This window comes from Nocardioides oceani (assembly GCF_030412965.1).
Classification (GTDB): Bacteria; Actinomycetota; Actinomycetes; order Propionibacteriales; family Nocardioidaceae; genus Nocardioides; species Nocardioides oceani.
Map to the genome: position 1 here is coordinate 176069 of NZ_JAUHJQ010000003.1, position 19245 is coordinate 195313.

Here is a 19245-nt window from a genome sequence, read left to right on the forward strand (position 1 = left end):
CGTGCGGCCCGGGGGCTAGACGGCCACCCGGGCGTCGGCGTCCGCCTCGGCGGTGGCGGCCGCGGCGGCCTGCACCGCGCGGTGCAGGCGGCCCTGCTGCGTGGTCATCAGGACGACGGCGAGGACGGTCGCGCCGACGGTCACGGTGAACGCCGCGGTGGCGCCGTCGGCGTCGGCGAGCCGGCCTGCGAGGCTCGAGCCGAGCGCGTAGCCCAGCCCCGTCGCGCTCGCGAGCGTCGTCATCGCCGCGCCGACCCGGGCCGGCGGGACGACCCGCTCGGCGAGGGAGAAGACCGCGATCATGTACGGCGCTACCGCGAAGCCCAGCAGCAGCACGGTGACGAACGCGGCGGCCAGCGAGTCGGCCAGCAGCAGCGGCAGCGACAGCACGAGCAGCGACCCGGCCGCCACCAGCGCCCGGCGCTCGTGGCCGATGCGCTCGGGGACGTACGCCGTCGCGATGCCCGCCACCGCGCTGCCGACGCCGAGCGTGGCGTGGACCAGGCCGGCGAGCCCGGGGCGGCCGGACTCGTCCGCGAGGACCGTCGCGCCGGTCTGGGTCGCGCCGAACAGCATGCCGATCGAGACCTGGGCCAGCGCGAGCACCACGAAGACCGCGGTGACGAGCGGGCCGGTCGCCAGCGGGGTGGCGCCGCGGCGGGTGAGCCGCGCGGAGGGGTCGAGCGCGAACGCGGTGCCGAAGACCGCCAGCAGCGCGGCCGCCAGGAGCAGCGCGCCGCCGGGGGAGACCGCCGCGACGGTGACGCCGACGAGCGCCGGGCCGATCGCGAAGGACGCCTCGTCGGCCGCGCCCTCGTAGGAGAACGCCGCGTCGACCAGGCGCCGCTGCAGCGGCCCGGTGCCGTGGGTGAGCGGCCGCCAGCGGACCCGCGCGAGCGGACCGACCTGCGGCAGCACGAGGCCGGTGGCCGCCGCGGTGAGCACGATGAGGGCGTCCGAGGACCCCTCGGCGTGGACCACCGCGACGACCGAGGCCAGGCCGAGGGCGCCGAGGAGGGACTGGACCAGGACGACCGGGCGCTGGCCGGTGCGGTCGGCGACGGCGCCGGCGACGGGCGCGCCGACGGCGTTGGCGACCGCGAGGGCGCCGGCGCTGAGGCCGCCGAGCGCGTAGCTGTCGGTCGTGGTGGAGACGAGCAGGAGGGTGCCGAGCTGGCTCATCGCCAGGGGGAGCCGGCCGAGGAACGCCACGACGACGTACGCCGGGCCGGCGAGCTCGAGGAGTCGACGGTAGGACGCGAGGGGGGTCACGCAGGAGGGCCTTTCGGGTGCGCCGGAACGACGCGCCGTACCCACCTCCGAGAACGCGTTGAACCCTCTGCGCCCCCGATCCTACGACCGCTCTCGGGCGCCGCCGGAATCCCGGACGGCTCAGCCGCCGATGCGGTCCAGTGCGGCCACGTCGTCGGCGGAGAGCACCAGGTCGGCGGCGGCGACGTTCTGCCGCAGGTGCGCCACCGAGGAGGTGCCGGGGATGAGCAGGACGTTCGGCGAGCGCTGGAGCAGCCAGGCCAGCGCGACGGCCATCGGGCTCGCGCCGACCCGCGCGGCGACCGTGTCGAGCTCCGCGGACTGCAACGGCGAGAACCCGCCGAGCGGGAAGTACGGCACGTAGGCGACGCCCTGCTCGGCGAGCGCGTCGAGGAGCTCGTCGTCCTCGCGGTGGGCCAGGTTGTAGTGGTTCTGCACGCACACGACCGGTGCGATCCGCTGCGCCTCGGCGACCTGAGCAGCCGAGACGGTGCTCAGCCCGAGGTGGCCGACCAGCCCCTCGCGCTGCAGCTCGGCCATCGCCTCGACCCGCTCGCCGATGGAGGCGTCGGGCTCGTCCATCACGCGGAGGTTGACCACGTCGATGGCCTCGAGGCCGAGGTTCTCCAGGTTGTCCAGGACGCCGCGGCGCAGCTCCTCGGGCGACTGGGCCGGGAGCCAGGCGCCGGTGTCGTCGCGGCGGCCGCCGACCTTGGTCACCACGACGAGGTCCTCGGCGTAGGGGTGCAGCGCCTCGCGGATGAGCCGGTTGGTGACGTGCGGTCCGTAGAAGTCGCTGGTGTCGACGTGGTCGATCCCCAGGGCGCGGGCCTCGCGCAGGACGGCGAGCGCCGCGTCGGGGTCGGCGGGCGGGCCGAGGACGCCGGGGCCGGCGAGCTGCATCGCGCCGTACCCCATCCGGTGCACGGTGCGGCCCGGCGCGAGCTCGAAGGTGCCGCCGAGGGCGGTCTGCTGGGTGCTGTCGGTGGTCATGCGTCCACGGTCGCGCCGGGGCGGGCGGCGGGGAAGGTCCCGCTGTTCCTGGGGGTCGCAGGGCCAGGGAGCCGGCCGCGGCCGGGGCTACGGTGGCGAGGTGAGCGAGGAGAACCGGCTGGGCGACTACCTCCGCGCCCGCCGCGAGCAGGTGACGCCGGCGATGGTCGGCCTCCCGCCCGGCGGCGTACGTCGGGTGGCCGGCCTGCGCCGCGAGGAGGTCGCGATGCTGGCCGGGATCAGCGCCGACTACTACCTGCGGCTGGAGCAGGGCCGCGACCGCAACCCGTCCGCGCAGGTCCTCGAGGCGATCGCGCGGGTGCTGCAGCTCGACGAGACCGCCACCGACCACCTGCTCCGGCTCGGCGTGCCGCGCCCCCGCCCACGCAGCGTCCGGCTCCGGCCCGAGACGGTGCCGCCCGAGGTGCTCCAGCTGCTCGGCGTGCTCGGTCAGCCGGCGTTCGTCGAGGGCCAGTGGCTCGACGTGCTCGCGGCCAACCCGCTGGCGACCGCGCTCAACCCGAACCTGCGGGTCGGCGAGAACCGCCTGCGCTCGCTCTTCCTGGACCCTGCCGAGCGCGACCTGCACCCCGCGTGGGAGACCCTCGCGCCGCGCCTGGTCGCCGGGTTCCGCCGCCGGGTCGCCGACGTCGCCGACGACCCCCGCGTGGCGCAGCTGGTCGGCGAGCTCACGCTCGGCAGCGAGGTCTTCGCCCGGCTGTGGGCCCGCCACGACGTCAAGCAGGTGCGCGGCAAGACCGTGCGGCTGGACCACCCGCAGGTCGGGGAGATGACGCTCGCGATGTCCAAGCTCGCCGTCGAGGGCTCCGCCGGGCTGCTGCTGGTGGTCCACCACGCCGAGCCCGGCACCGCCAGCGCCGAGCGGCTCGCGCTGCTGTCCTCGCTGGCGGGCGGCGGGGGCGTCGGGGGCGTCGACGATCGTTCAATTGCGCGGTTCTGACGCCTCTACCGGCGGGTAACCGGTCGCCATCGTTCAATTGCGCGATTGTGGCCGAGCACGACACCTGACCGCGCACGACGCCGGACCGACGAACGCCGCTCAGCCGAGGAACCGCACGTCGACCGGCGACTCGGCGACGTCGGGCGCCTCCATGCCGTCCTCGACGTCCAGCGCGTCGCCGGAGAGGTGGACCCGGTAGGCCCGCGCGTCGGGGCGCGAGGAGACCGCCTCGACCAGCTCGCCGTCGCGGAAGACGAGCGCGCAGCCGTCGTCGGCGGCGTACCCGGACGGCAGCCGGCGGGTGCCGACGAGGTCGAGGTACGTCGGGCGCCGCTCGGACTCGCCGTCGTAGTGCGGGCACGCCGACCCGCGCAGGAGGCCGAGGCCGTCGGCCAGCGGGGCGAGCGGGCCGTAGGAGTCGGTGACCGAGCCCTCGAACCAGCAGTTCATCCCGGCGCTGATGCCGGCGAGCACCACGCCGTCCTCGGCCGCCTCCCGGAGGATCGCGTCGAGGCCGTGCAGCCGCCACAGCGCCAGCAGGTTCGCGGTCGAGCCGCCGCCGACGTACACGACGTCCTGGGAGAGGACGAAGGAGCGCAGGTCCTGCTCGGGCAGCCCGGGGATCTCGTCGTAGCGGAACAGCGGCAGCGTGCTGGTCTCCGCCCGACCGGCGAACGCCTCGCGGAACCGGTCCTGGTAGTCGACGGAGTCCCCGCTCGCGGTCCCGACGAAGCAGACCCGCGGCAGGCCGCCCGCTCCGCGCCGCCGCGTGGCCAGCGAGAGCAGGTGGTCGTCGAGCAGCGGGTTGTCCGGCTCCATCGAGAAGCCGCCGCCGCCCAGGGCCATGATCGTGGTGCTCATGACGCGATGGTGTCAGCCGAGCACGACCTCCGCCGCGGAGGCACCGGGCGGGAGCGTGAAGGTGGCGGTGGCGCCGCCGGCGGAGACGGCGTACTCGCCCGCCCAGCCGGAGACCTCGACCTGCCCCGCGTCGTCGGTGCGCAACGGGGTCGCGTCGAGCCACCACTCGCCCCGGACGAGCGAGCGGAGGGCGTCGTACGCCGGCTTGGGGGTGCCGTCGGCGCGGACCAGGCCGGCTGGGGCGCCGAGCCAGGCGCCGCGGTCGGTGATCCCCCAGTACGTCACCGCCGCGACCGCCGGGTGCGACATCAGCGTCCGGTAGTGCGCGACGACCTCCGCGGCCTGCCGCTCCTCGCCCTCCGGCGTCGAGGGCCACGCGTCGACCACGTGGTCGTTGAGGTCCTCGACCTCCGGCGGCATCAGCTCGCCGGAGAGCAGCGTGGTCTCGGTCAGGTGCAGCGGCAGCCCGTGCCGGGCGAACCGGTCGAGCACCTCGAGGGTCCGCTCCTCGCCCCACCAGCCCTGGTGCATGTGGCTCTGCAAGCCGAGGGCGTCCACCCGCACGCCCGCGGCGAGGACCTCCTCGACGAGCCGGTCGTAGGCCGGTGACATGTCGAAGTCGTTGAGGACGTACGTCGCCGCGGGGTCGCCCGCCCGGGCTTCCTCGAAGGCCAGCCGCGCGGTCTCCACGCGGCCGAGCCGGCGGCACAGCCGGGTGATCGCGTTCTCCTGCTCCTCGTTGGCGAAGACCGGCATGATCACCGCCTCGTTGATCGCGTCCCAGGTGCTGACCAGGCCGGCGAGGTCGGCGGTCTCACGGCGGACCCGCGCGCGGACCGTCGCCTCGAGCTCGTCGTCCGGCAGCCCGCGCAGCCAGTCCGGGGCGAGGGTGTGCCACACGAGCGGGTGGCCCTTGACCGCGACGTCCCGGTCGCGGAACCACCGGGCTGCGGCGCGCAGCCGCTCGGTGTCGGGCCGGCCGGGCTCGGGCTCGAAGCCGGCCCAGTAGAACGGCAGCGTGGCGGTGTCGAAGACGCCGAGCCACAGGTCGGCCAGCTCGCGGGCAGCCTCGGCGCCCGCGCCGCCGAAGACGTCGTCGACACCTCCCGGCGCGCTGCTCGGCAGCCCGGCCTCCGCCGCCGCGAGCGGCACGAAGTCGAAGCCGATGCAGCCGAAGGCGACGGCGTGCCGACGCTGCTCGACGACCACCGCCGTGCGGTCGAGGGGCGTGCCGTCGGCGCGACGGACCGACACCGTCGCCGTGCCGCGACGGTGCTCGAGGGAGGACGTCATGGGGCCCGACCGTAGCCGTGGAAAACGTTATCGACAACGATTGACAAGTCGGGTTCGGCGGTGGCACGGTCCTGTGACCCACATCACCGAGGGTGGGGCGGACAAAGGGGTTCAGATGTCGAGGAAGACTCGAGGCGCGGCGCTCGCCGTGCTCAGCGCGAGCATGCTGCTGGCCGCCAGCGCGTGCGGCGGCGACGACGCGTCGTCCGGCGGCGACGCCGACACGGTCACCTGGTGGCACAACTCGAACAACGAGCCCGGCAAGGGCTACTACGAGCAGGTCGCGAAGGACTTCGAGGAGGCCAACCCGGGCGTCGACGTCCAGGTGACCGCCATGGCGCACCAGGACATGGTCGACAAGCTCGCCGCCGGCTTCCAGAGCGGTGACGTCCCGGACGTCTACATGGAGCGCGGCGGCGGCGAGCTCGCCGACCACGTCGAGGCGGGGATGACCCGCGACCTCACCGAGGACGCGGCCGAGGAGATCGGGAAGATCGCCGAGGGCACGCTGGCCGGCTGGCAGGTCGACGGCAAGACCTACGCGATCCCGTACTCCGTGGGCGTCGACGGGTTCTGGTACAACACCGAGCTCTTCGAGCAGGCCGGGATCGAGGCTCCGCCGGAGACGATGGACGAGCTCGTCGACGTCATCGGCCAGCTGAAGGACGCCGACATCACGCCGATCTCGGTCGGCGCCGGCGACAAGTGGCCCGCCGCGCACTACTGGTACTTCGGTGCGGTCCGCACCTGCTCGCAGGACACGTTGAACTCCGCCATGGAGAGCATGGACTTCTCCGACCCCTGCTTCGTCGAGGCCGGCGAGGTCGTCGACCAGGTCCTCGAGACCGAGCCGTTCAACCCCGGCTTCCTCACCACCCCCGGCCAGGAGGGCGCGAGCTCGGCGTCCGGCCTGCTCGCCACGGGCAAGGTCGCCATGGAGCTCCAGGGCCACTGGGAGCCCGGCGTCATGCAGGGCCTCACCGACGACGGGAAGGGCCTGGGCGAGAAGACCGGCTGGTTCCCGTTCCCGCAGGTCGAGGGCGGCGAGGGCGACCCGGCCGGCCAGCTCGGCGGCGGCGACGCGTGGGCGGTCGCCGAGACCGCTCCGGACGTGGCCGTCGACTTCGTGAAGTACCTGTTCTCCGACGAGGTCCAGCAGGGCTTCGCCGAGAACGACATGGGCCTGCCGACCAACCCCGCCGCGATCGAGTCGCTGTCCGACCCGGCGCTGGCCGACCTCATCCAGGTCCGCGACGAGGCGGCGTACGTCCAGCTGTTCTTCGACACCCTGTTCGGCCCCTCGGTCGGTGGCGCGATGAACGACGCGATCGCGCTCCAGTTCGCCGACCAGGCCACCCCGCAGGACGTCGTGGACGCGACCCAGCAGGCCGCCGACCAGGAGGGGTGAGCGACCCGTGATTTCCACCGGCGCCGCCGTCGCGGCCACCCCGGCGGCGGCGCCGGTCGGCGAGCACGGCACCGGCGACCCCTCCGGGCGGTCCCCGGTGCCGGGCAGCCCTCCCGGCAGCTCCCGGTGGCGGCAGCGGCTCGAGATCGCGCTGTTCGTCACCCCCGCGCTGGCCCTGATGGCGACCTTCGTCGTCTGGCCGGTCGTCTCCGCGGTCCGCATGTCGTTCTTCCGCTGGAAGGGCTTCGGCCCGATGGACGACTTCGTCGGCCTGCGCAACTACGAGCAGGTGCTGGGCGACGCGGTCTTCCGGGACGCGGTCGTGCACAACCTGACGATCGTCGGGCTGTCGGTCGCGGTGCAGCTGCCGCTCGGCCTGCTGCTCGCGGTCCTGCTCAACCGCCGCATCCGCGGCCGCGGGCTGCTCCGCACGATCGTGTTCGTCCCGTACGTCCTGGCCGAGGTGATCGCCGGCGTCGTGTGGTTCCAGCTCCTCCAACCGCGCAGCGGCCTGGTGGAGGAGATCCTCACGACCGTCGGCATCACCCCGCCCGAGCAGGGCTTCCTCGGGACCCCGGGCCTCGCGCTGTGGACCGTCTTCGTGGTGCTGACCTGGAAGTACCTCGGCCTCGCCGTGCTGCTCTTCCTCGCCGGACTCCAGGGCGTGCCCGACGAGCTCTACGAGGCCGCGCAGCTCGACGGCGCCAGCTGGTGGCAGGTCCAGCGCCGGGTGGCGCTCCCGCTGCTCGGCCCCACCATCCGCACCTGGGCGTTCCTGTCGATGATCGGCTCGCTCCAGCTCTTCGACATGGTGTGGATCCTCACCGGCGGCGGGCCGGCCAACGCCACCACGACCATGGCGACGTACCTCGTCAGCCAGGGCACCCAGCGCGGCAACTACGGCATCGCCGGCGCCGCCTCGGTCGTGCTGTTCGTGATCGCCTTCGTGATGGCGCTGCTCTACCAGGTGCTCGTCCTGCGCCGGGACACAGGAGACCAACGATGACCACGCTCCAGACCCCCCTCGACGCGCCCCCGGCGGCACCCGACGGCCCGCCCGGGCGGGCCCCGCGGCAGAAGGGCAGCGCCTTCGGCGGCGGCGGGCCGCTCGTCTACGGTCTCGCGCTGGCCGTCGTGGCGCTCACCCTCGGGCCGGTCGTCTACGGCGCGCTCGGCGGGTTCCGCAGCAACGAGCAGCTGATCCGCGACCCCGCCGGGCTGCCCGACCCGTGGGTGAGCGGCAACTACGAGAAGGTCGTCACCAACGGCGACTTCTGGGGCTACGCGCTGAACTCCACCGTCATCGCGCTCATCACGACCGCGGTGGCCGTGGTCGCCGGCGTGATGGCCGCCTACCCGCTGGCCCGGTACCGGTTCCGGCTGCGCGAGCCGCTGTTCATGGTCTTCGTGCTGGGGCTGCTCTTCCCCGTGGCGGTGGCGATCATCCCGCTGTTCATCCTCATCACCCGCGACCTCCAGCTCGGCAACACCTGGTGGGGCGTGGCCCTGCCGCAGGCGGCGTTCGCGCTGCCGACGACGGTGGTCATCCTGCGGCCGTTCCTCATGGCGCTGCCGCGGGAGCTGGAGGAGGCGGCGTTCATCGACGGCGCCTCGCGGATCGGCGTGTTCCGCCACATCGCGCTGCCGCTGGTCGCCCCCGGCCTGGTGACGGTCGGCGTGCTGGCGTTCGTCGCCTCGTGGAACGCCTACCTGCTTCCGCTCCTGCTGCTGCAGGACGACATGCGTACGCTGCCCCTCGGCGTGGCCGACTACTCGACGCAGTACTCGGCCGACACCGCCGGCGTCCTGGCGTTCACCACGATCGCCATGATCCCCGCGCTGGTGCTCTTCCTGGCCATGCAGCGGCGGATCGTCAGCGGCCTGCAGGGCGCGGTGAAGGGATGAGGGGCTCCGAGGTGGATCTGGACCAGCAGGCCGACGACCCGGGCGTGCCCGTCGCTCCCGGTGGTGCCGGGGGCCGCGTGACGATGCAGCAGGTCGCCGCCGAGGCCGGGGTCTCGGTCTCCACGGTCTCCAAGGTGCTCAACGGCCGGTACGGCGTGTCCCCGGCGACGGCCCAGCACGTCACGGGCGTCATCACCCGCCTGGGCTACGAGGCGAGCCTGGTCGCGCGCAGCCTGCGCAACCGGCGCACCAACGTCATCGGCGTGCTCGTCGCGGACTTCGAGCCGTTCAGCACCGAGGTGCTCAAGGGCGCCGCCGACGCCATCCGCGACTCCGGCTTCGAGCTGGTCGCCTACTCGGCCGGCGGCCGCGTCGACGAGCACGTCGGCTGGGAGCGGCGCTACCTCTCCCGGGTGATGGGCACGCTCGTCGACGGCGCGGTGCTGGTCACCCCGACGGTCACCGACGTGCAGTACGACGGACCGGTCGTCGCCGTCGACCCGCACACCGGCCGGTCGAGCCTGCCCACCGTGGCCGGCGACAACCTGCAGGGCGCGCGGCTCGGGGTGGACCACCTCCTCGGGCTGGGCCACACCCGGATCGGGATGGTCACCGGTCGCCCGGACCTGGTCTCGGCGCAGCTGCGCGAGCGCGGCTACCGCGAGGCGCACGCCGCCGCCGGCCTGCCCGTCGACGAGTCGCTGCTGGCGCTCGGCGCGTTCGAGGCCGAGCAGGCGCGCGAGGCCGCCCACCGGCTGCTCGCGCTGCCCGACCCGCCGACCGCCGTCTTCGGCGCCAACGACCTCTCCGCGCTGGCGGTCCTGGAGGTCGCCGCCGAGCGGGGGCTCGACGTGCCGCGCGACCTGTCGGTCATCGGCTTCGACAACGTCCCCGAGTCGGCGCTCTCCGACCCCCCGCTGACCACCGTCGAGCAGCCGATCCGCCGGATGGGCCGCGACGCGGTGGCGCTCCTGCTCGCGCTGCTCGACGGCGCCGCGGTCGCCGACACCCAGCTCACCCTCCCCACCACGCTGGTCACCCGCCGCTCCACCGCGGCCCCGGCCGGCCCTACCTCGAACGGAGCGGTCTCGTGACCGACCCCTGGCAGGACACCTCCCTCCCCACCGACGCCCGGGTCGCGGACCTGGTGGGCCGGATGACGCTGGCGGAGAAGGTCGCCCAGCTCTCGGGCATCTGGGGGGTCGACCCCGACGTGGGCGACATGGCGCCGATGCTGCGCGAGGCGCTCGCGGCGGGGCAGCGGTTCGAGGACCTGGTCCGCGACGGCCTGGGCCAGCTGACCCGCCCCTTCGGCACCGACCCGGTCGAGCCGGCCGACGGGCTGCGCTCGCTCGCCGAGCGGCAGCGGCAGGTCGTCGCGGCCAACCGGTTCGGCATCCCCGCCCAGGTGCACGAGGAGTGCCTCACCGGCCTCGCCGCGTGGCAGGCCACGGTCTTCCCCAACCCGCTGTGCTGGGCCGCGACGTTCGACCCCGACCTGGTCGAGCGGATGGGCGCGCGGATCGGCACCACGATGCGCGGCCTGGGCGTGCACCAGGGGCTCGCGCCGGTGCTCGACGTCGTGCGCGACCTGCGGTGGGGCCGCGTCGAGGAGACCATGGGCGAGGACCCGTACCTCGTCGGCGCCATCGGCAGCGCCTACGTCCGCGGCCTCGAGAGCACCGGCGTCGTCGCCACGCTCAAGCACTTCGCCGGCTACTCCGCCTCCCGCGCCGCCCGCAACCTCGCCCCCGTCCCGCTCGGCCCCCGCGAGCTCGCCGACGTGATCCTGCCGCCGTTCGAGATGGCCCTGCGCGCCGGCGCCCGCTCGGTGATGAACTCCTACACCGACACCGACGGCGTCCCCGCCGCCGCCGACCGCGCGCTGCTCACCACGCTGCTGCGCGACACCTACGGCTTCACGGGCACGGTCGTGGCCGACTACTTCTCCATCGCCTTCCTCGAGTCCCTGCACCACGTCGCCGAGGACCTCGACGAGGCCGCGCGCCTCGCCCTCGAGGCCGGCATCGACGTCGAGCTCCCCTCGACCAACGCGTACGGCGAGCCGCTGCTCGCCGCGGTCGGCGCCGGGCTGGTCGACGAGAAGCTCGTCGACCGGGCGCTGGTCCGCGTGCTGCAGCAGAAGTGCGAGCTCGGCCTGCTCGACCCCGGCTGGGCGCCCGTCGAGGCGGGCGACGGCCCGGACGGCGCCGTCGACCTCGACCCGCCGGAGGCCCGCGCGATGGCCCTCGAGGTGGCCCGCCGCTCGGTGGTGCTCCTCGCGAACGAGGGCGACGCGCTGCCGCTCGCGCCGGGTGCGCGGCTCGCGGTCGTCGGCCCCCGCGCGGACACGCCCGAGGCGATGCTCGGCTGCTACTCCTTCCCGATGCACGTCCTCGTGCACCACCCCGGCACCGAGCCCGGCCTGGAGATCCGCACCGTCCGCGAGGCGCTCGCCGAGACCTTCGAGGTCACCTCCGCCCTCGGCTGCCCCGTGCTCGGCGGCTCCGACGCCGACATCGCCGAGGCCGCCGCGGTCGCCACCGACGCCGACGTCTGCGTGGTCGTGCTCGGCGACCGGGCCGGCCTCTTCGGCAACGGCACCTCCGGCGAGGGCTGCGACGTCGCCGACCTGACCCTCCCCGGCCGGCAGGAGGAGCTGCTCGAGGCGCTGCTCGCCACCGGCACCCCGGTCGTCGCGGTGCTCCTCGTCGGTCGCCCCTACGACCTCACCCGCCAGGTCGACCGGCTGGCCGCGCTGGTGTGCGGCTTCTTCCCGGGCGAGGAGGGCGCGACCGCCGTCGCCGACGTGCTCGCGGGCCGGGTCGCCCCGACCGGCCGGCTCCCGGTCTCCTTCCCCGGCCCCGGCTCGACCCAGCCGTCGACGTACCTCGCCTCGGCGCTGGGGCAGCGCAGCGAGGTCAGCGTGGTCGACCCGACGCCGCTGTTCCCCTTCGGGCACGGACAGTCCTGGGCCGCGGCGACCTGGGACGACGCGACGGTGGTGGGCGGGCCGGAGTGGGCCACCGACGGTGCCTGCGAGCTGGTCGTCGGGCTCACCGGCGACCCCGAGCAGGCGACCTCGGAGGTCGTGCAGGTCTACCTCCACGACCGGGCGGCCTCGGTCGTGCGACCGGTGCAGCAGCTGGTCGCCGCGGCGCGGGTCGACCTGGCGGCCGGGGAGCGGGCGGAGGTGCGGTTCGCGCTGCACGCCGACCTGACGTCGTTCACCGGACGCGACCTGGTCCGGCTGGTCGAGCCCGGCGCGGTCGAGCTGCGGGTCGGTGCCTCGAGCGGCGACGTCCGCTCGGTCGTCGAGCTGCGGCTCACCGGCTCCGTGCGGGAGGTCGGGCCCGACCGGGTGCTGGAGCCGACGGTCACCGTCGTCCGCGGCTGAGCCGTGGAGACCGACTGGCCGCTGGAGCAGCTGCGGGCCTACCGGCCCGAGCTGCCCGAGCCGGCCGACCTGGACGCGTTCTGGGACGAGACGCTCGCCCCGCAGCGGGCCCGCGGTCCCCACGCGACGTACGACCGCGTCGAGTCGGGGCTGGTGGCCGTCGAGTCGTGGGCGGTGGAGCTGGCGGGCCACGACGGCCACCCCGTCCGCGCCTGGCTGCACCTGCCGGCGGCGGCGCTGCGAGACGGGTCCGCGCTGCCGGGGGTGGTGCAGTACCAGGGCTACAACGGCGGTCGTGGCCTCCCGCACGAGCACGTCCTGTGGGCGCTCGCCGGCCTCGCCCACCTCGTCGTCGACACCCGCGGCCAGGGCAGCGGCTGGACGGTCGGCGCGACCGGCGACCCGGCCGGCTCGGGTGCCGCGCAGCCGGGGTTCCTCACGCGCGGGATCGAGGACCCGGGCGGCTACTACTACCGCCGGGCGTACGCCGACGCCGTCGCCGCCCTCGACGCGCTGTGCGCCCACCCGCTCGTCGATGGCTCCCGGGTCGCCGTCGCCGGCGCCAGCCAGGGCGGGGCGCTCGCGACGGCCGTGGCCGCGCTGGCGCCGGAGCGGGTGGCGGCCGCGCTCGTCGACGTGCCGTTCCTCGCCGACGTGCGCCGGGCGGCGGCGGTCGCGCAGACCGACCCGTACCTCGAGCTGGTCCGCTACCTCGCCGCCCACCGCGACCGGGTCGAGCAGGCCTTCGGCACGCTGGCGTACGTCGACGCCGCGGTGCTCGCGCGCCGGGCGACCGCACCCGCGCTGTTCTCCGTCGCGCTGCGCGACCGCACCTGCCCGCCCTCGACGGTGTTCGCGGCGTACCACGCCTGGGCCGGCCCGGCGGAGATCGAGGTCTACCCGTTCAACGACCACGAGGGCGGCGGTCCGCACCACGTCCAGCGGCAGGTGGCGTGGCTGCGGTCGGCGCTGGGGGCCAGACTGGCCCCGTGAGGTCCCCCGGGTCGAGGCAGGGCAGATGAGGTTCACCGAGCACGAGCTGACCGCCGCCCTGACCGGCGCGGCCAAGACCGTCTTCGCCGCGCAGGACAAGGACGTACGCCGTGGCCGCCGCGACGTCGACGAGGCGTGGCAGGCGCTGACCACGCTGCAGCGGTTCCGCCTTCTCGACGCGCTGGGCGACCAGGTGCTCCCGGTGCTCGTGGGCCTGCCCGACGTCGACGTCGAGCCCGGGACCCGGCCGGCCTACACCGACGAGGAGGTCACCCGCGTCGTCGAGGAGCGGCTCGGCGACTCCGTCGGGCGGGTCCGCCGCGCGCTCCTCGTCAAGGGCCGTGTCGCCCTCGTCCAGGCCGCCCTCGCCGCCGTGCCGCCCCGCCAGGACCCCGACGCCCTGATCGTGCCCGACCACCTCTGATGCCCGGCCGATGAGCGAGTCGTTCCGTCGGGGGCTGCGGGCGGGCGTGCCCTTCTCGCTGGTCGGCTTCCTGCTCGCGATGTCGTTCGGCGTGCTGGCGGTGCAGGCCGGCTTCAGCGCACTCCAGGCGATCGTGATGTCGGCGGTGGTCCACGCCGGCTCGGCGCAGTTCGCCGCCGCAGCGATCCTGGGTGCCGGCGGCGGCCTGGTGCCGAGCGTGCTGGCGGGCAGCCTGATGAACGCCCGGTTCCTCGCCATGGGCATCGCGGTCGCCCCGTCCCTCCGCGGCGGCCCGGGCCGCCGCGCGCTCCAGGGCCAGACGGTGGTCGACCCGTCGTGGGCGCTCGCCAACCAGGGGGACGGCTCCTTCGACCGGCACCTGCTGATGGGCGCGACCGTGCCGCAGTACGTCGGGTGGGTCACCGGCACCGTGGCCGGGGCGTTCCTCGGGGACGTGGCGGGCGACCCCGACCGGTTCGGCCTCGACGTGGTGTTCCCGGTCTTCTTCCTGTCGCTGCTCGCCGCGGAGCTGAGGGACCCCCGGTCGCGCGGGGTGGCTCTCGCCGGCGCGATGATCGCCCTCGCACTGGTGCCGTTCACCCCGCCCGGGGTGCCGGTCCTCGCTGCCGGGACCGCTGCACTCGTGGGTCTGGCGCGATGACCACCTGGCTGGCGATCGGCGCGCTCGCGGTGACGACTGCCCTCATCAAGGCGTTCGGCCCCGTGCTGGTGGGCGGGCGGGCGCTGCCTCCGAACGCGACGAAGGTGATCGCGCTGCTGCCCCCGGTGCTCCTCGCAGCCCTCGTGGTCACCTCGACCCTCAGCGAGGGCCAGCGGCTGCACGTCGACGCCAGCGCTGCCGGGGTCGCGGTCGCGGGGGTGATGATCTGGCGCCGCCTGCCGCTGCTGGTCGTCGTCCTCACCGCGGTCGCGGTGACCGCCTCGCTCCGTGCCCTGGCCTGACCTGGTGAGCCCGGGCCGTCGGCTGCGGCCGCCCGCCGACCGAGACCTCGGCGACGAGCGTGCGGCCGTCGTGGTCCTGCGGTTCGTCCAGCCCTTCGGTCGAGCTGGTCACGACGAGGACGTGCGGCGCGCCGACGCTGATCGCGATGCTGGTCGGCTGGCGGGCCGGCACCTCGATCCGCTCGACGAGGTCCCCGGACGGGTGGTAGCGGTGCAGGCACGACGACCCGTGGATCGCCGACCAGAGGAAGCCCTCGGCGTCGAGGGTCATGCCGTCGGGCGTCCCGTCCACCTCGACGAACACCTCCCGCCCGCCCAGGTCGCCGGTGGCGGGCTCGACGTCGTACCGGAGGATGACCGACCGCGGGGTGTCCGCGAGCCACATGGTGCGGCCGTCCGCGCTGAACACCGGCCCGTTGGGGACGGTGCACCCGGTCAGCACGGTGGTGACCTGCCCGTCGGGCTCGAGCCGGTGGAGCGCCCCGGCCCCGTCCGTGCTGTCCCATGCCATCGACGTCGCCCAGAACCGCCCCGACGGGTCGGTCGCCGCGTCGTTCATCCGCCGCTCGACGGGGCCCCCGTCCGCCGGCCGCCCGAACCAGCCGAGCTCGCCGGACCGGGCCAGGCGCGCGATCCCGGTTCCCGCCGCAGCGATGAACGCCGGGACCCCGCCCGTCGCCTCGCGCGGTTCGGCGAGCGCGACGGCCCCGAGCGGCACGTCCAGACGCACCAGCTCGCGTGGCGGCTCGTCGCTCCGCGGGTCCGCGCGGAGCAGCCGGCCGGCGATGATGTCGACGAAGTACAGCCGGCCGTCGAGGAACCGCGCCCCTTCCCCGAGCCCGTGGCGCTCGGGGCCGAGGGGACGCCAGTCGCTGCGCAGCACGCTCGCGCGGGAGGTTCCACCCATGCCCGCCCGTCCCCCGGGAGCCCGAGCGTCAAACGGCGGTCACCGTCCGGCGACGCCGGTGGTGCCGGTGGGGCCGCGGAGGCAGTGGCGGCCGTGGGGTCGGTCCAGAGGTGGACGCCGGGGTCGGTGACGGGGTCGAGGGGTCGGTAGCGCCGTCGGGCGTGGGCCTCGAGGCGGTGGTGGCGTCGGCAGGGTGGTGCGAGGTTGCGGGCACGCCAGGGGCGGTCGTCGATCGGCACAGGTCGACGGTGTGCAGAGCGAGCTCGTGAAGGGCTTCTCCGCGCTGAGGGTGAGATCGCCGAAGCGTCTGACCGCGCGTCGTGACCGGGGCGGGGCAGCAGCGGGTCCACCACGCCGAGCGGGTGCACGGCCTGCGCGCGCCGCGGTGGCGCCCGGCGCGCTGCGCTCAGGCGGTCGGCTCGCCCGGGGGGTGCTCGCCGAGGCAGAAGAGGTTGCCCTCCGGGTCGCCCAGGGTCGTCCACCGGACCCACGGCACCTCGTCGAGCACGTCCCACCGGTGCTCGGCCCCGGCGGCGACGAGCCGCTCCACCTCCGCCGCGCGCTCGCCCCACGGCACCGTGAGGTCGAGGTGCACGGTGCTGCCGGACTCGTCGGTGCGCTGCATGAACATCATCCCGAACCCGCCGGGCGTCGGCGGCAGGATCACCAGGCCCGGCATCGGCGAGGTCGAGGGTGCGCCGAGGACCGTCGACCAGAAGGCGCCGAGACGCTCGGGGTCGTGGGCGGCGACGTTGACGGCGCCGAGGCTGATCGTGGCGGGCGAGCTGGTTGCAGGTGTGGTCATGGCCGCACGCTAGGCGGCACCGCCGACGTCACGTCCGGAGTGGGACCCGGTCCCCGCCGTCCCGGCAGCCTCGACGTCCCCCGCGCCCCGGCGGACGGCGGCACGAACTCCGGCCGGGCGGGGCGACCACGCCGGCGAGGACCCCGAGGAGGCGAACCGCCGCGACCGTGAGGCACCCGACGGACAGCCCGGGGGAGGAACGAGTCCTGCACCGCGGTGGGCAGGGACGGGTCGCCGCCGGCGACGACCCGCGCGACGTGCACGGAGTCGCCCGCCTCCTCCGCGCGACCGGTGGCCGGGAACGCGCTCGCGGCTCGGCGCGCGCCGAAGCCCGAGGAGGACCCGACGCCGGCTCGCGCCGGCGGCAGCGCCTGCATGATCGACTCCGTCGCCGACGCCGTGGGCGCCTGGACGAGCCGGATCAGCCCAGCGCGGCGGTGACGAGCGCCTGCGCCTCCTCCTGCACCTGCGCGAGGTGCTCGGGCCCGCGGAAGGACTCGGCGTACACCTTGTAGACGTCCTCGGTGCCGGACGGCCGCGCGGCGAACCAGGCCGAGGAGGTGGTCACCTTGAGCCCGCCGATCGCGGCGCCGTTGCCGGGCGCCTCGGTGAGCGTGGCGGTGATCGGCTCGCCGGCGAGCTCGGTGGCGGTGACGTCGTCGGCGGAGAGCGCCGACAGGGCCGCCTTCTGCTCGCGGGTGGCGGGTGCGTCGATGCGGGCGTACGCCGGCTCGCCGTGCGCGGCGACGAGGTCGGCGTAGTGCTCGGAGGGGGACCGGCCGGTGCGGGCGACGATCTCGGAGGCGAGCAGCGCGAGGATGATGCCGTCCTTGTCGGTGGTCCAGGCGCTGCCGTCCATCCGCAGGAACGACGCGCCCGCCGACTCCTCGCCGCCGAAGCCGAACGAGCCGTCGACCAGTCCCGGCACGAACCACTTGAACCCGACAGGGACCTCGACCATCGGGCGGCCGAGCGACGCCGCGACCCGGTCGATCATCGAGGACGACACCAGCGTCTTGCCGATCCGCGCCCCCTCGGGCCACCCGGGCCGCGCGCCGCCGAAGAGGTGGCCGATGGCGACGGCCAGGAAGTGGTTGGGGTTCATCAGCCCGGCGTCGGGCGTGACGATCCCGTGCCGGTCGGCGTCGGCGTCGTTGCCGGTGGAGACGTCGTAGTCCGCCCGCCGCTCGATCAGCGAGGCCATCGCGTGGGGCGAGGAGCAGTCCATCCGGATCTTCCCGTCCCAGTCGAGGGTCATGAAGCGCCAGGTGGGGTCGACGAGCGGGTTGACGACGGTCAGGTCGAGGCCGTGGCGGTCGGCGATCTCCGACCAGTACGCCACGGACGCGCCGCCGAGCGGGTCCGCGCCGATCCGCACGCCGGCCTGCCGGATCGCCTCGACGTCGACCACCGAGGGCAGGTCGTCGACGTAGGTGCCGAGGAAGTCGTAGGAGCCGGCCGTGGCGCGGGCGCGCGCGAACGGCACGCGGCGTACGTCGCCGAGCCCGCTGGCGATCAGCTCGTTGGCCCGCGCGGCGATCGCCGAGGTGGCGTCGCTGCCCGCGGGGCCGCCGTGCGGCGGGTTGTACTTGAAGCCGCCGTCGGTGGGCGGGTTGTGCGAGGGGGTGACCACGATGCCGTCGGCGAGCCCGGCACCGGTGGTGCGCCCGCCGTTGGCGCGGAGGATCGCGTGCGAGACGGCGGGCGTCGGCGTGTAGCCGTCGCGGGAGTCGACGAGCACGGTGACGTCGTTGGCGACCAGCACCTCCAGCGCCGAGGTCCAGGCCGGCTCCGACAGCGCGTGGGTGTCACGACCGAGGAACAGCGGCCCGTCGTACCCCTGCTCGCGCCGGTGGTCGCAGATCGCCTGGGTCGTGGCGAGGATGTGCGCCTCGTTGAACGAGGTGGACAGCGACGTGCCGCGGTGCCCGCTGGTGCCGAAGGCGACCTGCTGCGCGACGTCGTCGGGGTCGGGCACGCCGGTGTAGTAGGCGGTGACGAGGTGCGCCACGTCGACGAGGTCACGGGGGTCCGCGGGCTGTCCCGCGCGCTGGTCGGCCACGTCGTGATCATTGCCCATCCCGGTGCCGTGGCAACCGGTCCCGGGAAAGCGTCACGGCCGCCGGTGTTCCTCGCACGTGGGGGGACGACGAGGGGGCACCAGCGGCCGTGACGTGCACAAGATACCCGGCCCGGAGCGCTGCGGCCACATCCGGGTCCGGCGAGCCGCTCCCTAGGATCGGGACATGACCGTGACGTGCACCGTCGAGGACGGCATCGCCCAGGTGCGGCTGGCCCGACCGGACAAGCTCAACGCGCTGACGCTGCCCATCCTGGCCGAGCTGGCGGCGACCGCGCACCGCCTGCGGCGGGACCGGTCGGTCCGCGCGGTGGTGCTCGCCGGGGAGGGCGACGCGTTCTGCGCGGGCCTGGACTTCGCGACCGTGCTGCGCCGGCCGGCCGCCATCGTGCCGGCGTTCCTGCCGGTGCCGTGGCGGGGGACGAACACCTTCCAGGAGGCGTGCTGGGCGTGGCGTCGCCTGCCGGTGCCGGTCGTCGCCGCCGTGCACGGGCACTGCCTCGGCGGTGGCCTGCAGATCGCGCTCGCGGCCGACTTCCGGGTGGCCGCGCCGGACTCGCGCTGGGCGGTCCTCGAGGGCAAGTGGGGGATCATCCCGGACATGACCGGCATCCGGTCGCTGACCGAGCTGGTCGGACCGGACACCGCCAAGCTGCTGACGATGACCGCCGAGGTCGTCAGCGGCAAGGAGGCGCACGACCTCGGGCTGGTCACCGAGCTGGCGCCCGAGCCCGTGGAGGCGGCCACCGCGCTGGCCCGCAGGCTGGCCACGCGCTCGCCGGACCAGCTGGCCGCGGCGAAGCGGCTCATCGAGGGCGCGACGACGCGGAGCGCGCGGCGTACCTTCGCGCTCGAGCGGCTCGAGCAGGCCCAGCTGCTGTTCCTCCGCAACACCGCGGCGGCCCGCGCGGCGGCGTTCAAGGGCGTCAGCGCGACCTTCGGCCCGCGCGTCCGGCCCTGAGGCGCCGCCGCCGGACCCTAGG

The 19245-nt window shown here is 75.0% G+C and carries 18 protein-coding genes; 11 read left to right on the forward strand and 7 right to left on the reverse strand.

The window, feature by feature from the left end; genetic code table 11:
• Window positions 1-15: 15 nt before the first annotated feature.
• On the reverse strand, window positions 16-1272 hold the full coding sequence (locus tag QWY28_RS10410) for an MFS transporter (protein WP_300952465.1): 1257 nt from the start codon (window positions 1270-1272) through the stop codon (window positions 16-18).
• Window positions 1273-1392: 120 nt separating this feature from the next.
• The gene (locus QWY28_RS10415) at window positions 1393-2265 is read right to left on the reverse strand and encodes an oxidoreductase (RefSeq protein WP_300952466.1); all 873 of its coding nucleotides are present in this window, start codon (window positions 2263-2265) and stop codon (window positions 1393-1395) included.
• A gap of 100 nt (window positions 2266-2365) precedes the next feature.
• Here QWY28_RS10415 and QWY28_RS10420 point away from each other — a divergent pair, with 100 nt between their 5' ends.
• Window positions 2366-3226, forward strand: coding sequence for a helix-turn-helix transcriptional regulator (locus QWY28_RS10420; RefSeq protein ID WP_300952467.1), 861 nt, complete (start codon window positions 2366-2368; stop codon window positions 3224-3226).
• A 99-nt stretch (window positions 3227-3325) separates the two neighbouring features.
• Here the strand turns inward: QWY28_RS10420 and QWY28_RS10425 are convergent, their stop codons facing one another.
• Both QWY28_RS10425 and QWY28_RS10430 read right to left on the reverse strand, forming a co-directional pair.
• Window positions 3326-4087, reverse strand: a complete 762-nt coding sequence (locus QWY28_RS10425) for a Type 1 glutamine amidotransferase-like domain-containing protein (protein WP_300952468.1) — start codon at window positions 4085-4087, stop codon at window positions 3326-3328.
• A 12-nt stretch (window positions 4088-4099) separates the two neighbouring features.
• A complete protein-coding gene (locus QWY28_RS10430; protein ID WP_300952469.1) occupies window positions 4100-5380 on the reverse strand; it encodes an endo-1,4-beta-xylanase in 1281 nt (426 codons plus the stop codon).
• A 115-nt stretch (window positions 5381-5495) separates the two neighbouring features.
• Here QWY28_RS10430 and QWY28_RS10435 point away from each other — a divergent pair, with 115 nt between their 5' ends.
• The 9 genes from QWY28_RS10435 to QWY28_RS10475 are packed head-to-tail and all read left to right on the forward strand — an operon-like array spanning window position 5496 to window position 14470.
• On the forward strand, window positions 5496-6788 hold the full coding sequence (locus tag QWY28_RS10435; protein WP_300952470.1) for an ABC transporter substrate-binding protein: 1293 nt from the start codon (window positions 5496-5498) through the stop codon (window positions 6786-6788).
• Between the two features lie 7 nt (window positions 6789-6795).
• Window positions 6796-7794: a carbohydrate ABC transporter permease gene (locus QWY28_RS10440; protein WP_300952471.1), complete on the forward strand. Its 999-nt coding sequence runs from the start codon at window positions 6796-6798 to the stop codon at window positions 7792-7794.
• Window positions 7791-8693: a carbohydrate ABC transporter permease gene (locus QWY28_RS10445; protein ID WP_300952473.1), complete on the forward strand. Its 903-nt coding sequence runs from the start codon at window positions 7791-7793 to the stop codon at window positions 8691-8693. Before QWY28_RS10440 ends, QWY28_RS10445 begins: the two co-directional genes overlap by 4 nt.
• Window positions 8694-8704: 11 nt before the next feature.
• On the forward strand, window positions 8705-9787 hold the full coding sequence (locus QWY28_RS10450) for a LacI family DNA-binding transcriptional regulator (RefSeq protein ID WP_300952474.1): 1083 nt from the start codon (window positions 8705-8707) through the stop codon (window positions 9785-9787).
• Window positions 9784-12090 (forward strand): beta-glucosidase family protein, encoded by a 2307-nt coding sequence (locus QWY28_RS10455; protein WP_300952475.1) that lies wholly within the window; start codon window positions 9784-9786, stop codon window positions 12088-12090. Before QWY28_RS10450 ends, QWY28_RS10455 begins: the two co-directional genes overlap by 4 nt.
• A gap of 3 nt (window positions 12091-12093) precedes the next feature.
• On the forward strand, window positions 12094-13083 hold the full coding sequence (locus tag QWY28_RS10460) for an acetylxylan esterase (RefSeq protein ID WP_300952476.1): 990 nt from the start codon (window positions 12094-12096) through the stop codon (window positions 13081-13083).
• 25 nt (window positions 13084-13108) lie between these two features.
• Complete coding sequence (locus QWY28_RS10465) at window positions 13109-13507, forward strand: hypothetical protein (RefSeq protein ID WP_300952477.1); 399 nt, start codon at window positions 13109-13111, stop codon at window positions 13505-13507.
• A 10-nt stretch (window positions 13508-13517) separates the two neighbouring features.
• The gene (locus QWY28_RS10470; protein WP_300952478.1) at window positions 13518-14168 is read left to right on the forward strand and encodes an AzlC family ABC transporter permease; all 651 of its coding nucleotides are present in this window, start codon (window positions 13518-13520) and stop codon (window positions 14166-14168) included.
• Window positions 14165-14470, forward strand: a complete 306-nt coding sequence (locus QWY28_RS10475; RefSeq protein WP_300952479.1) for an AzlD domain-containing protein — start codon at window positions 14165-14167, stop codon at window positions 14468-14470. Before QWY28_RS10470 ends, QWY28_RS10475 begins: the two co-directional genes overlap by 4 nt.
• Here QWY28_RS10475 and QWY28_RS10480 read toward each other — a convergent pair.
• The 3 genes from QWY28_RS10480 to pgm form a co-directional block, all read right to left on the reverse strand.
• Complete coding sequence (locus QWY28_RS10480) at window positions 14427-15377, reverse strand: SMP-30/gluconolactonase/LRE family protein (RefSeq protein ID WP_300952480.1); 951 nt, start codon at window positions 15375-15377, stop codon at window positions 14427-14429. The two genes, QWY28_RS10475 and QWY28_RS10480, sit on opposite strands and share 44 nt — an antisense overlap.
• Window positions 15378-15783: 406 nt before the next feature.
• A complete protein-coding gene (locus QWY28_RS10485; RefSeq protein WP_300952481.1) occupies window positions 15784-16182 on the reverse strand; it encodes a VOC family protein in 399 nt (132 codons plus the stop codon).
• 421 nt (window positions 16183-16603) lie between these two features.
• Window positions 16604-18244: a phosphoglucomutase (alpha-D-glucose-1,6-bisphosphate-dependent) gene (pgm, locus tag QWY28_RS10490; RefSeq protein WP_300952482.1), complete on the reverse strand. Its 1641-nt coding sequence runs from the start codon at window positions 18242-18244 to the stop codon at window positions 16604-16606.
• Window positions 18245-18428: 184 nt separating this feature from the next.
• Between pgm and QWY28_RS10495 the strand changes: the two genes are divergently transcribed.
• Entirely contained in the window at window positions 18429-19223 is a 795-nt protein-coding gene (locus QWY28_RS10495) for a crotonase/enoyl-CoA hydratase family protein (protein ID WP_300952483.1), read from the forward strand.
• Window positions 19224-19245 lie beyond the last annotated feature (22 nt).

Bases quoted from the DNA above. Each gene is read 5' to 3' on its own strand.
- QWY28_RS10415 (WP_300952466.1), bottom strand. From the start codon at position 2,265: ATGACCACCGACAGCACCCAGCAGACCGCCCTCGGCGGCACCTTCGAG.
- QWY28_RS10425 (WP_300952468.1), bottom strand. From the start codon at position 4,087: ATGAGCACCACGATCATGGCCCTGGGCGGCGGCGGCTTCTCGATGGAG.
- QWY28_RS10430 (WP_300952469.1), bottom strand. From the start codon at position 5,380: ATGACGTCCTCCCTCGAGCACCGTCGCGGCACGGCGACGGTGTCGGTC.
- QWY28_RS10435 (WP_300952470.1), top strand. From the start codon at position 5,496: ATGTCGAGGAAGACTCGAGGCGCGGCGCTCGCCGTGCTCAGCGCGAGC.
- QWY28_RS10445 (WP_300952473.1), top strand. From the start codon at position 7,791: ATGACCACGCTCCAGACCCCCCTCGACGCGCCCCCGGCGGCACCCGAC.
- QWY28_RS10465 (WP_300952477.1), top strand. From the start codon at position 13,109: ATGAGGTTCACCGAGCACGAGCTGACCGCCGCCCTGACCGGCGCGGCC.
- QWY28_RS10470 (WP_300952478.1), top strand. From the start codon at position 13,518: ATGAGCGAGTCGTTCCGTCGGGGGCTGCGGGCGGGCGTGCCCTTCTCG.
- QWY28_RS10475 (WP_300952479.1), top strand. From the start codon at position 14,165: ATGACCACCTGGCTGGCGATCGGCGCGCTCGCGGTGACGACTGCCCTC.
- QWY28_RS10480 (WP_300952480.1), bottom strand. From the start codon at position 15,377: ATGGGTGGAACCTCCCGCGCGAGCGTGCTGCGCAGCGACTGGCGTCCC.
- QWY28_RS10485 (WP_300952481.1), bottom strand. From the start codon at position 16,182: ATGACCACACCTGCAACCAGCTCGCCCGCCACGATCAGCCTCGGCGCC.
- QWY28_RS10495 (WP_300952483.1), top strand. From the start codon at position 18,429: ATGACCGTGACGTGCACCGTCGAGGACGGCATCGCCCAGGTGCGGCTG.